Annotated in this window: 10 protein-coding genes; 4 read left to right on the top strand and 6 right to left on the bottom strand. The window is 63.9% G+C overall.

From position 1 onward, the window contains the following. Nucleotides 1–44: 44 nt before the first annotated feature. The 6 genes from pstS to ACE03M_RS13090 form a co-directional block, all read right to left on the bottom strand. Nucleotides 45–1,145 carry a phosphate ABC transporter substrate-binding protein PstS gene (pstS, locus tag ACE03M_RS13115; protein ID WP_143920664.1) on the bottom strand — a complete coding sequence of 367 codons (1,101 nt, stop codon included), beginning with the start codon at nt 1,143–1,145 and terminating at the stop codon, nt 45–47. A 340-nt stretch (nt 1,146–1,485) separates the two neighbouring features. After that, the gene (locus ACE03M_RS13110; RefSeq protein WP_143920662.1) at nt 1,486–2,460 is read right to left on the bottom strand and encodes an NUDIX hydrolase; all 975 of its coding nucleotides are present in this window, start codon (nt 2,458–2,460) and stop codon (nt 1,486–1,488) included. Beyond that, nucleotides 2,457–4,601, bottom strand: coding sequence for an RNA degradosome polyphosphate kinase (locus ACE03M_RS13105; RefSeq protein WP_485934351.1), 2,145 nt, complete (start codon nt 4,599–4,601; stop codon nt 2,457–2,459). The genes ACE03M_RS13110 and ACE03M_RS13105 overlap by 4 nt, the downstream gene beginning before the upstream one ends. Before the next feature lie 4 nt (nt 4,602–4,605). Beyond that, entirely contained in the window at nt 4,606–5,574 is a 969-nt protein-coding gene (gene mshD, locus ACE03M_RS13100) for a mycothiol synthase (protein WP_485934349.1), read from the bottom strand. Next, the gene (locus ACE03M_RS13095; protein WP_485934347.1) at nt 5,571–6,548 is read right to left on the bottom strand and encodes a winged helix-turn-helix domain-containing protein; all 978 of its coding nucleotides are present in this window, start codon (nt 6,546–6,548) and stop codon (nt 5,571–5,573) included. The genes mshD and ACE03M_RS13095 overlap by 4 nt, the downstream gene beginning before the upstream one ends. Nucleotides 6,549–6,735: 187 nt before the next feature. Further along, nucleotides 6,736–7,551, bottom strand: coding sequence for a class I SAM-dependent methyltransferase (locus ACE03M_RS13090; protein ID WP_485934345.1), 816 nt, complete (start codon nt 7,549–7,551; stop codon nt 6,736–6,738). Nucleotides 7,552–7,738: 187 nt separating this feature from the next. On the opposite strand from ACE03M_RS13090, the gene ACE03M_RS13085 reads away from it, so the two are divergent. The 4 genes from ACE03M_RS13085 to gabT all read left to right on the top strand — a co-directional run bounded on the left by ACE03M_RS13085 (nt 7,739) and on the right by gabT (nt 12,124). Then, complete coding sequence (locus ACE03M_RS13085) at nt 7,739–8,542, top strand: ammonia permease (RefSeq protein WP_260847904.1); 804 nt, start codon at nt 7,739–7,741, stop codon at nt 8,540–8,542. Between the two features lie 250 nt (nt 8,543–8,792). Beyond that, nucleotides 8,793–9,392, top strand: coding sequence for a nitrobindin family protein (locus tag ACE03M_RS13080; protein ID WP_143920655.1), 600 nt, complete (start codon nt 8,793–8,795; stop codon nt 9,390–9,392). 1 nt (nt 9,393) lies between these two features. Then, the gene (gene ygfZ, locus ACE03M_RS13075; RefSeq protein WP_485934342.1) at nt 9,394–10,530 is read left to right on the top strand and encodes a CAF17-like 4Fe-4S cluster assembly/insertion protein YgfZ; all 1,137 of its coding nucleotides are present in this window, start codon (nt 9,394–9,396) and stop codon (nt 10,528–10,530) included. 229 nt (nt 10,531–10,759) lie between these two features. Then, nucleotides 10,760–12,124 carry a 4-aminobutyrate--2-oxoglutarate transaminase gene (gabT, locus tag ACE03M_RS13070; RefSeq protein WP_143920651.1) on the top strand — a complete coding sequence of 455 codons (1,365 nt, stop codon included), beginning with the start codon at nt 10,760–10,762 and terminating at the stop codon, nt 12,122–12,124. Nucleotides 12,125–12,187: the final 63 nt, after the last annotated feature.

Genomic DNA, 12,187 nt, shown 5'->3' with positions numbered 1-12,187 from the left:
CCCCCCTCTTCGACATATCAATTCTGCAGGTCAGTGACCAAGAATCAGCCTTCAACCTTGATCGAATCGATGACGGTCTCGATCTGCGAACGCAGATCGTCGGACAGTGGTGCAGAGCCGGCGGAATCCGCTGCCGACTTCTGTCCTTCTTCGGATACGACGAACTTCTCCCAAGCCTTGACCATGTCAACGGTCTCCTGGTCCTTGTAGGACGAGCAGACGACGTGGTAAGAGACGAGGACGATCGGGTAGGCGCCCGATTCAGTGGTGTCGCGAGCCAGGTCGAAGGCGAGGTCGCCTTCGCCGCGGCCCTTGACCTTGTCGGAGGCGTCGACGACCTTGGATGCCGCATCGGCGGAGAGCTCGACGTATTCGTCGCCGACCTTCACCTTGGCCTTGCTCAGTGATCCGACGGCCGAGGCGTCTGCGTAGCCGATGGCTCCATCTGTGTCAGAAACGGTCTGCACGACACCGTCGGTGCCCTGTGCGGCTTCGCCACCGAAGTCCTTGGGGAAGTCCCCGCTGACCTCAGCGTCCCAGTCCTTCTCGGCCGTGGCCTTGAGGTACTCGGCGAAGTTCTCGGTGGTGCCGGAGTCATCGGCACGGTGGACGGCGGTGATCTTCGTGTCAGGAAGCTTGGCATCAGGATTGTCTGCCTTGATGGCCTTGTCGTTCCACTTGCTGATCTCGCCCTTGAAGATCTTGGCGATCGTCGAGGGTGCGAGGTTGAGTTCATCGACGCCCTTGACGTTGAAGGTCACTGCGATGGGGGAGATGTAGACAGGGAACTCGTAGGCCCCGTCGGCGCCGCAGACCTCTTTGCCCTGCTTGGCTTCGTCGTCATCGAGGTGAGCGTCTGAGCCGGCGAACTGAGCGTTTCCGGCCAGGAACTGCTCACGGCCCGCACCTGAACCGTCAGGGGAGTAGTTGACGGTCACGCCGGAGTTCTCTGAGGCGAAGTCAGCGGTCCATGCGTCCATCGCGGCCTTCTGCGATGAGGCGCCGATCCCGGTCAGTGTGCCCTGCAGGTCACTGCCGCCGCCGCTTGCTTCTTCTCCAGTGGCAGAGGTTCCGCCGCAGGCCGACAGGGTGAGTGCGCCGGCTGCGAGGATTGCAGCGGATGGTGCCAGGTGCTTCAGCTTCACGAAGATGCCTTTCGAGTATGAGAACACTGTTCGAGATTGCTCGATCTTTCGTGTTACACGCTAAGTATCGTGTGTAAAGCCCTGGGAGTCGCTAAGTGAATGGAGGGTGAATGGATCCTGAAGGCTTCAGGTCCGGGTGAGTGCTCCATCACAGGAACCTGCGAATTCATGAAAGGATGCTTGTCGGGACGACGTTGTCCTGATTTCGCAGGGCTGAATCGGCCTGATTTCGGATGGTCGAATCGATGCCCTCGACGGCATGGTCATGGGCCCGCCGATGTACGGAGCATGGTGCAGATTCCCCGCCCACTGAGGAACCAGCCCCGCTGAGGAACCGGTCTCAGGCGTCGATCGGGCGGATCCGTTCGAATTCGACGATGCGTGGCACTGCGCCCGGACGCACATAGACGACGAGGATCTCACCGGGTTTGAGGTAGGGGTCTTCGCGCGGCAGCTTCTCCGCGATGCGCTGTGGGGCGTACTTCGCATAGACGGCGAGGACCAGCGGCAGGACAGGCCGGTGGGTGCAGTAGATGACCGGCCTGCCCTTCTCCAGCAGCTTCTCGATGAATCGGGTGGTCTTGTCGGGGTTCGCAGAGCTCGCCTTCTCGCTCAGGCACGAAGCCCTTCGAATAGGTTTGCCGGTCGCCGCGGACAGCGGAGCGAGCGTGGCCATGCACCGCTTCCAGGGACTCGAGATCAGTCTCTTCGTCCCCCACGCTGAGAGCAGCCCGGTCAGTGCCATGGCCTGGCGGGTCCCCAGAGCCAGCAGCGGGCGCACATGCTCCGTCTCATGCCACTTCGCTCGGGGAAATGCCTTCCCGTGGCGGACAAGGATCAGAGGCCAGGCGCGCAGTGCGTTGGTCGAATCGAACTTCTCCAGCGCATCGAGCTGGTCGCGATCTGCGTAGGAGCTCAGCTTCGTTCGCGCTTCGCCGACGGGAAACCACTTCACCTCGTCGACTTCGCGTTGATTCACCGGCGTGAAGGTGTGCTCGCCCTTGACCTGTGCTGACCAGTAGAAGACCTTCTTCAGGTACTTTCCGCCGACCATGTATTCCGCCGCGGGCAGAGGGACTCCGAGGGTGATGTCGAGTCCCGTCTCCTCCTTGACCTCGCGAATCGCCGTCTCCGGAAGGGTCTCGCCTGATTCCACCTTGCCCTTGGGCCAGGACCAGTCGTTGTAGCGGGGTCGGTGGATGAGAGCAACTTCGAGTCCTTCGCTGCCATTGCGCCAGCACAGCGCGCCGGCGGCGAGGATATCGGCGGTGACGCGTGAGGACGCCTGCGCGGAACCGACCGATTTCGCACTCAAGCTTCTTCCCCGATCTGTCGGCGTTTGCGATGTCGGCGGATGAGCTCCGTCTGGTATTCGGTGAGCCGGTTGCCTTCATCATCGTGGGTGCTGCGCGTCCATTTGCCGTCAGCGGCGAGCACGAACGCCGAGGTGGTGTCGGCGAAGGCGAGGTCGAAGAGTTCGATGATCTCCGCTTTGTGATTCGGAGCGACGAGCTCGACGAGGGTTTCGACGCGGCGATCGAGATTGCGGTGCATCATGTCAGCTGATCCGATGTAGACGAGAGGATCGCCGCCGTTGCCGAAGACGAAGGTCCTCGAATGCTCGAGGAAGCGGCCGAGCACGGACCGCACTGTGATGTTCTCACTCACGCCGGGGATGCCTGGTCGCAGGGCGCAGATACCGCGGACGAAGACCTCGACCTGGACGCCGGCTCGGGATGCCATGTAGAGGGCATCGATGATCGCCTCGTCGACGATCGAATTGACCTTGATCCGGACCACGCCGGCACCACCCGCCTCGGCGATGGCGATCTCCTTGTCGATGAGTTCGGTCAACCCCGAACGGACCCGGGTGGGGGCGACGAGCAGGCGCGAGTATTCGGCCAGGGGCGCGTAGCCCGAGAGCTGGTTGAACAGCTTCGTCAGGTCATCGGCGACGCTCTTGTCCTTGGTCAGCAGCCCGAAGTCCTCGTAGCCTCGCGCTGTCTTCGGGTGATAGTTGCCGGTGCCGACGTGGCAGTAGCGGGTCAGGCCCTCAGCCTCCTGGCGGACGACGAGGGAGAGCTTCGCGTGGGTCTTGAGCCCGACGATTCCGTAGACGACGTGGACGCCGGCGCGTTCGAGTTTGCGCGCCCACGTGATGTTGGCCTCCTCGTCGAAGCGGGCCTTGATCTCCACGACCGCGAGCACCTGGATGCCTGCCTGTGCGGCGTCGACGAGGGCATCGATGATCGGGGAGTCGCCGGAAGTGCGGTAGAGGGTCTGCTTGATGGCGAGCACGTTCTTGTCCGCTGCCGCCTGCTCCAGAAACGCCTGCACGCTCGTGGAGAACGAGTCGTAGGGATGGTGGAGCAGGATGTCGCGGTTCGAAACTGCCGCGAAGACGTCGACCTGGTCGCTGGATTCACGCAGCGACAGGTCCTTATTCATCTGCGGGACCATTTTCCGAAAGTGCAGGTCATCGCGAGGAACGTCGGCGATGTCTGACATGCCGGAGAGGTCGAGAGGGGTGGGCAGCTGGTAGATCTCGTTCTCGTCGATGCCGAGTTCGTCCTTGAGCATCTCACGGACCCGCGGATGGATGTTCTCCGTGATCTCCAACCTCACGGCGGGGCCGAAGCGGCGGCGCAGGAGTTCCTTCTCCAGGGCTTTGAGGAGGTTCTCCGCATCGTCCTCCTCGACCTCGAGGTCCTCATTGCGGGTGACGCGGAAGGTCGAGTGGTGGATGATCTCCATGCCCTCGAAGAGCGTGTCGAGGTGTTCGGCGATGATGTCTTCGAGCGCGACGAAGCGCGCGGGGACGTCGCGGCCGGCGGGGCGATCCGTGGCCGTGGCGACATTGAAGAACCGGGGCAGGCGCGGCGGCACCTTGACCCGGGCGAAGAGCTCCTTGCCGGAATCCTGGTAGCGCAGCAGGACGCCGAGGTTGAGTGAGAGTCCGGAGATGTAGGGGAACGGGTGGGCCGGGTCCACCGCGAGTGGGGTGAGGACGGGGAAGACGTGGCCGGCGAAGAACTCGTCGACTCTGGCGCGTTCGTCCTCGGTGAGCTCGTCCACCTGGACCTTCGTGATCGACTCCGCATCGAGGCGGGGACCGATGTCGTCCTTGAGCAGGGCGGCGTGGCGGGTCATAAGGTCATGTGCCCGGACGCCGATCGCGTGCATGACCTGCAGCGGCATCCGGCCGGTGACGCTGGGCACAGCCAAACCGGTGTTGATGCGGCGTTTGAGGCCGGCGACGCGGACCATGAAGAACTCGTCGAGGTTGGTTGCGAAGATGGAGAGGAATCGGACCCTTTCCAGCAGCGGCATATCAGGGTCGGTGGCAAGATCGAGGACACGCTCGTTGAACGCCAGCCAGCTGAGTTCCCGGTCGAGGAATCGATCCTCTGGATCGGGCAGACCCAGTTCCGCTCCGACTGCAGTGATGTCGTACATCGCTCTACTCCTGATTGCGTTCGGTCGAGGAAGCCGGCGCGTAGGACACGTGCGCCACCGCGACATGGAATCCCAGCCGCTCGTACAACCCTAGCGCCGGGGCATTGTCGGATTCGACGTAGAGTTCGATCACACTCGCACCGGCGGCGACCATCCGGCGCATGCCCTCGATCGTCAGCGCCTTGCCCACACCCTTGGCATGGATGCTCGGGTCGACCCCGACGACATAGACCTCGCCGAGGCGGCCCTCAGCGCCGAAGTCCGTGAGCTTGGTCTGGTGGAATCCGATGACCTGATCATCCCGGATGGCGAGGACCACCGAATCCTGGTCGAAGTCGGGTGCCTGGATGATCTCGGCGAAGTCCTCAGCCGTCTGCGACCCCTGCTCTGGGTGCCAGTCGAAGGCCGCGTTGTTGACTCGCCGCCAACCGTCCTCATCACCGGTGGTGAAGGAGCGGATCGTGACACCTTCCGGCGCCGAGGTCTGCGGCAGGTCATCGAGTGAGAGACCCGGATCGGTGCGCATCTGATAGAGAACGCGGTCGCGACCGAGGTTGTGCTTCTCCGCCAGTGCCTGTGCGCCTGGGTGGTCGCCGTGTGACCAGCACCAGGAGTCGGGCTCTTCCTGAAGGATCGTCGACAGCAGCTCTTCGCCCAGTCCCTGACCGCGGTGATCGGGGTCGATGAGGAATTCGGCCGCATGACGATCGCCCTGGAGCGCGCGGATGCCGAAGCCGATGAGAGCGCCGGCGTCGACGTTCGAGTCTGCTGAATCGTCGGCATAGATTCGCCATACGCTCGACGCTGTCTGCGCGGAATGAGATTCGTCCTCGCCGGTGGCGATGGCCAGAAGTCCGCCGGAGATCTCGGCGGACCCATCGGATGCTGCCACGCGGTCGAGGAAGGTCAGCTCCGCCTCGGCGAGGGTGGTGATCGGGGTTCCGGTCACGGCTCCGCTGGCATCGATTCTCATACCTTCATGTCCTCCTCGTTCGACTCTGCTTCTGACTGTTCGTGATCTGGTTGTTCGTGCTGCGCGGCCTCGTCAGTGGCCGTCGCTTCGTCGGGTCCCACCGCTGCGTCGGTGTCTGGCGTTTCTTCGGTGTCCGACTCTGTCTCATCACCGTCGCCGTGTGCGGCCGCGGAGTCGGGGCTGAAGCGGTAGCCGACGTAGCGGACGGTGTGGATGGCGTTCTCGAAGTCTTTGCCGAGTTTCGCACGCACTCGGCGGACATGCACATCGACGGTGCGGGTCCCTCCGAAGTAGTCATCGCCCCACACCGCGAGCAGGATCTCGTCGCGGGTGAAGACACGTTCGGGGTGCATCGCGAAGAACTTCAGCAGGGCGAATTCGCGATAGGTCAGGTCGAGGCTGCGCTCGCCCAGGTGCGCGGTGAACGCGGTCTCGTCGATGCGCAGTGCGCCGCTGACGACGATCATGGGCTCGCCCTCGCTCGTCCAGGGGCCGCTGGTGTTCCAAGATGGGCGGTCGGGCCGCGATCCTCCGGTGGTGGCTGTCGAGGCGGTTGCGCTCACACCGGCCCCGCCTCCCCACGAGGTGGCGCCGTGTGAGGCCTGCGCCAGGTGGTGATCACGTGCCAGGCGCAGGCGGGCCTCCACCTCGGCGGGGCCGGCAGTGGTGAGGACGATGTCGGCCACATTCCATTTCGCCGAGGCGGTGGCCAGTCCGCCTTCGCTGAGCACGACGATGATCGGAGCTGCGATGCGCGTCTGCGCCACCGCCTCGGCGATGGCAGGCGCCAAGGACAGGTCAAGGCAGGCGTCGGCGACGACGATGTCGGCAGTGAGCGAGTCGGAGTCTGCTCGGCTCAGCTGATCGAGGCTGAGGCGTTCGATCTGGTGGCCGAGATACTGCAGGGACTCTGGGGCGGTGGGGGAGTCGAGGCGAGGTGCAGGGTAGATGTGCAGGATTCGCATGTGGTCCATCCACCTCCTCGGACTCGGCTCGGCCGCTGAAGTAGCAGCCTGGGAAAAGTATACCGAGGGTGCCCAGCTGTGCTTCTCCGGTGCCTGCCCAGCTGCTTCTCCGATACCTGGGGAGGGCAAGAGGTCACAGGGAAGGGTCAACGGGTGACAGGAGAGAACAGGTCACAGGAGAAGGGATGGTTGCGGGTCATGCGGTCGGCTTGCGTCCTGTCGTATACGTCAGTGAGAAGAAGCGCGCACGGAACTCGGGGTCGGTCAGCATGGTGCGGTAGCGGTCCAGGTCTTCACGACGGAGGCCGGTGGCGAGGAGACCATCCTCATTCTGCAGGCTGAAGTTCAGATGGTAGCTCGTCCAGGGGCCACCGCCGCGGGCGAGGGGGACGAGATGCTGCGCGGCGACATCCGCGAGCCCGGCTCCGAACATCTCGACCTCGGCCCGGTCTGCCCAGCCGTAGTCGCAGTCGACTTCAGGTCTGAACCGCTGATAGGCCGCGTGGGTGTACCTCCGCCATATCGCGCGGTCGGATTCCTCAGGTGCCACGAGCAGTTCCGCGGCGACACCGACATCTGCGATGACGAGCCATCCACCGGGAGCCAACTGCTCGACGAGCTGGGCGAAGACCCGTCTCCGGGCAGGCAGGTGGGCGAGGACCAGGCGCGCATGGATGAGGTCGAATGGCCCGATGGGGACGCCGTTGAGGACATCGTGATGGACGACGTCGACACCCGGAGACGCAAGCAGGTTCGTCACGTCCTTGTCGACAGCCAGGACGCTGCCGCCGAAATCTGCTGCCATCATTTCGGCGATGGAGCCGTTTCCGGCTCCGACCTCCAGATACCTTGCGTTCTCCTTCGGCTGCAGCGACCTCAGCACTGTACGCGTCGTCGGGTCGAGGAGTGCGGATAGGAGGGTGAGCTGCTGTGTGCCCAGATCGGTTCCAATTCCGTCGCTGAGGTCGCATTGGTCGGCGGTGCAGTTGCGTGTTGTCAGCACATTGGCCATGAGTCTCTCCATCAGAAGTGAGCAGGTTCGCATCAGCGTAGGTCGCTGTGTCAGGAGTGAACAGGGTCGGCTGTGACTCAGCAGATGCCCGCAAGGACGGACGGTGAGCGTCGTTGGTGACGTCGGCGGGGATCGCCGACTTTGGCCCAAATCGCGTCGCCTCGGGCGAATAAGGCACGATAGTGCTGTGATCAGATGGATTCGAGTAGTTGTCGCGCTGGCCTTGGCGCTGGCCCTCAGTGCCTCCGTGTACTGGGGCTACACCTTGTTCCTGCTGGCGACCGGGCTCATCGTCTTCGGTGTCGCCTACGGCTGGCCGCGACTGACGGACTCACCGCAGCCTCGCGCGACGTCGATCATGCTCGGCCTCTTCGGCCTGGCCGGACTGCTCGCGGCGTTCCGCGATGACACAGCACCCTATCTTGACTGGCTTCCCGTTCTGGCCGGTCTCGGCCTGCTCTGGACCTTCGTGCAGAATCTCACCCGCGGAATGGGTGCCTCAGATGCCGTTGCCAACGTCTCAGCCCAAGTTGCGGGCGTGGTCATCGTCCTGTCCGCAAGCACCTGGGTCGCGGCGATCACCGTCCCCGGCGACAAGGAAGCCATCGTCGTCGGTCTCGTCTCGCTCATCGTCGCAGGTTGCATGACAGCCCTGCCCTGGCCCGCGATCTACACGTCACCGCTGGCGATCGCGATGCCGGTCGCGGTCGCCGGAATCCTGTCGGTCCTCATCTTCAAGGACGCCATCAGCGTGCCTGTATCGCTCGTCCTCGGCGGCATCATGGGACTGTTGGTCGCCGGCGTCGATCGTATGCTCGGGCTCATCGCCTATACCCAATACCAGGCTGTGAGCCTTGAACTCTCCCAGAACATCGAGTTGAAGAAGAACGTGGAGAAGGCCCGCAGCTTTGCCGTTCAGCTCGCGCTCGGGGCCGCTCCCATCGCCCTCGGCGGTGTCGTCGTCTATTCCCTGGAGCGCATCGCCTTCTGACCTCGGCTATGATGTCCGACACTGTCAGCGCGACTCCGCATTGATACCGTCCTCAGGTTCGTGCTGAAGCCGTGCTCAGAGCTCGGACTGAGTGCGCATACCGCAGATGGGAAATGTAGACTGGGAGCATGGATAACCTTGTCGCTCTCGAAATCGTCTTCTCCAGTCTCGTCGGCATTGCCGCTCTCGGCGCCCTGGGCGTCGGAGTCAAGGTCGTCACGGCGCTGTTCAAAGACAATCGCTGAACTCCATGATCGAACTTGATTCCTCGGTTCACCCCGAGCTCGTTCCCCTGTCCTGGCTGATCGGTTCGTGGGAAGGCGTCGGAGTCGTCGGCTACGCGGACACCCCCGAGAAGCAGTTCGGGCAGCGCGTCGAATTCACCGCCCACCCGGGAACACCGTTCCTGCAGTACACCGCGCATGCGTGGCTGCTGACCGAGGACGGCGAACTGGAATCGACGCTGACTCTGGAGACAGGGATCTGGCAGCTGGTGCGTCCGCGCGATGCCGGTGACGTGGGCCCGGGGATGCTCGTGCCCACCGAAGAGCCCAGCTTCACCTCGGCGGCCGCCGTCGATACTCTGCGCACGAATGATGACGGATTCGAGATCGAAGCCGAGATCGTCCACCCGCACGGCGTGATGGAACTCTACGCAGGCCACGTCAAGGGACCGCGCATCGACCTCTCCACCGATGTCGTCGCCCGGACCAAGACCGCGAAGGAGTACACGGCCTCCACCCGTATGTACGGCCTCGTCGGCGGGGAGCTCATGTGGGCCTGGGACATGGCCGCACTGGGCCACGAGCTCGCCACACACTCCTCAGCCCGACTGAAGAAGATTGCCTGATATGACTGCCTCATCGCTGAATCGCCCACTGAGCTCCACCGCGGTATTCGGCGGCGAAGAGCTCGAGCACACCCCGGCCCACTACGGTTCGCCGCTGCGCGAGCAGCGGGCACTGCTCGAAAAGGGCGCGATCGTCGATCTGCCCCACCTGCGAATCCTGCGTCTGAGCGGAGCCGATCGCCTCACCTGGCTGAACTCCATCACCACGCAGAAGCTCGACACCCTGGCGCCGGGCGTGTCCACAGAGACTCTCGTCCTTGACCCGAACGGTCGCATCGAAGGCTGGCTGAAACTCGTCGACGACGGCGAATCGCTGTGGGCGATCAGTGAGCTGCGCACCGACGAGACTCTCGAATTCCTTCGCAAGATGGTCTTCATGATGCGGGTGACGATCGACGACGTCAGCGATGAGTTCCAATGCATCGGCGCCGTCGTGAAGCTCCCCGACAGCTTGCCCGTGACCCAGCTGTGGTCCGATCCCTGGCCGCACATCGGGACCGGTTCGGCCTCGTACGCCGAGGTCGATCTCGGACTCGAGGTGGCAGGGGAGGACCACCCCGGGCTCGAGACTCAGTTCGTCATCGGCATTATCGCTCGCGCAGATCTGCAGACCACCTCGGCGAGCGAATTCACCATGGCTGGGTTCGACGCCTGGGAAGCCGTGCGGATCGCCGCCTGGCGTCCGGCCACGAACGAGATCGACCACAAGTCGCTCGTCGGCGAACTCGATCTGCTGCGCACCTCGGTGCACCTGGCCAAGGGCTGCTACCGCGGCCAGGAGGCCGTGGCCCGCGTGCACAACCTGGGCCAGCCGCCTCGCAGGCTCGTCTTCGTCCACCTCGACGGATCCGGGCACATCCAACCTGAGGCCGGCGCCGAGGTGCTCGCCGAGGTCCGAGGGTCCGAACGGTCTGTGGGCCGACTGACCTCGGTTGCACTGCACTGGGAACTCGGGCCGATCGGCCTGGCCGTGGTCAAGCGCAATCTCTCCGCCGAGGCTGAACTTAGCTTCGATCTGGGCGATGACGCACCCCGTGTGGCCGGGGCCCAGGAGACGATCGTCGCGCCCGTGCGCGAACACGACATCGAACTTCCGGGACGCAACAAGGACACCGACATGCGGAATCAGCAACGCTGATTTCCTCCCTCTGCGGAAGCAGTGGAATCGGCGAGCGAATCCGCATCGGCGGCCCTCAGGCCCGACTCTCAGGCCCGACTTGAAACGCCTTGTGAGCGTATTCTGCACGGTTTTCGAGTCGTACCGATGGCAACGGATTTCGTACCGTCTGGAACTGCGGCAGGCGTGATCTGACCAGCCTGCGGACGGTAAGTGACAAGAACCGTCGAAAGGCTCTAATCTTCTCGTTATGACAGCTTTGGAAATTGGCGGCGAAGCTCTGCCGCAGGAACGTAAACTCGTCACCGAGATCCCCGGGCCGAAGTCCCGTGAGATCGAGGAACGACGCAAGTCGGCAGTGGCACCGGGAGTCGGCTCGAGCCTGCCCGCCTATGTGGTGGCCGCCGGTGGCGGAATCCTCAAAGACGTCGATGGCAACCAGATCATCGACCTGGGAGCCGGCATCGCCGTGACGACGGCGGGCAACTCGAACCCCCGCGTGGTCAAGGCCGCCACCGAGCAGCTCCAGTCCTTCACCCACACCTGCTTCATGGTCAACCCGTACGAGGGTTACGTCGAGGTCGCCGAGGCGCTCAACCGTCTGACCCCGGGCGATCACGAGAAGCGCTCCATCCTGCTCAACTCCGGCGCCGAGGCTGTCGAAAACGCCGTCAAGATCGCCCGTGTCCACACTGGCCGCGACGCCGTCGTCGTCTTCGACCACGCCTACCACGGCCGTACCAACCTGACCATGTCGATGACTGCGAAGGCCACCCCTTACAAGGCCGGTTTCGGCCCGTTCGCCGGTGAGGTCTACCGCGCACCCATGTCCTACCCTTACCGCGACAACGATGCTGCAGGCACCAAGGTCAGCGGCGAGGAAGCGGCCAAGCGCGTCATCACCATGATCGAGAAGCAGATCGGCGCCGAAAGTGTCGCTGCGATCGTCATCGAGCCCATCCAGGGTGAGGGCGGCTTCATCGTCCCAGCCGAGGGCTTCCTGCCTGCGCTGGTTGAGTTCGCGAAGGAGAAGGGCATCGTCTTCGTCGCCGACGAGGTCCAGGCCGGCTTCGCCCGCACTGGCAAGATGTTCGCCTCCGAGTGGGAAGACATCGTCCCCGATATCATCACCACTGCGAAGGGCATCGCCGGCGGTCTGCCGCTCTCGGCCGTGACCGGCCGCGCGGAGATCATGGACTCGGTCGGACCGGGTCGCCTCGGCGGGACCTACGGCGGCAACCCTGTTGCCTGTGCGGCAGCGCTCGGCGCCATCGCCTCCTACGAGGAGGACGGACTCGTTGAGAACGCCGCTCACATCGGCGAGGTCGTCACCGACCGCCTCACTAAGCTCCAGAGCAAGCACCCGGAGGTCGGTGACATCCGCGGCCGCGGCGCCATGATCGCTGCCGAATTCGTCCAGCACGACTCGATCGATCCGAACCCGGACCTGGTCAAGAAGATCGCTGACTACTGCGCGAAGAACGGGGTCCTCGTGCTCACTACGGGAACCTTCGGCAACATCCTGCGCTTCCTGCCCCCGCTGACGATCTCCGATGAACTCCTGGGCGACGCCTTCGACGTCATCGAAGAGGCTGTCGCCGCTTCCGTGGCCTGACAGCTCGAATCTGGTCCCGCTCGCAGGGCGGAGTCTGCGGGTTCTGACGGCGGTGTATCGACC

The sequence above is a fragment of the Brevibacterium sp. AGC70 genome, from assembly GCF_057334195.1.
The sequence above is the reverse complement of the archived record's forward strand: the minus strand, read 5'-3'. Positions and strand labels throughout refer to the sequence as shown.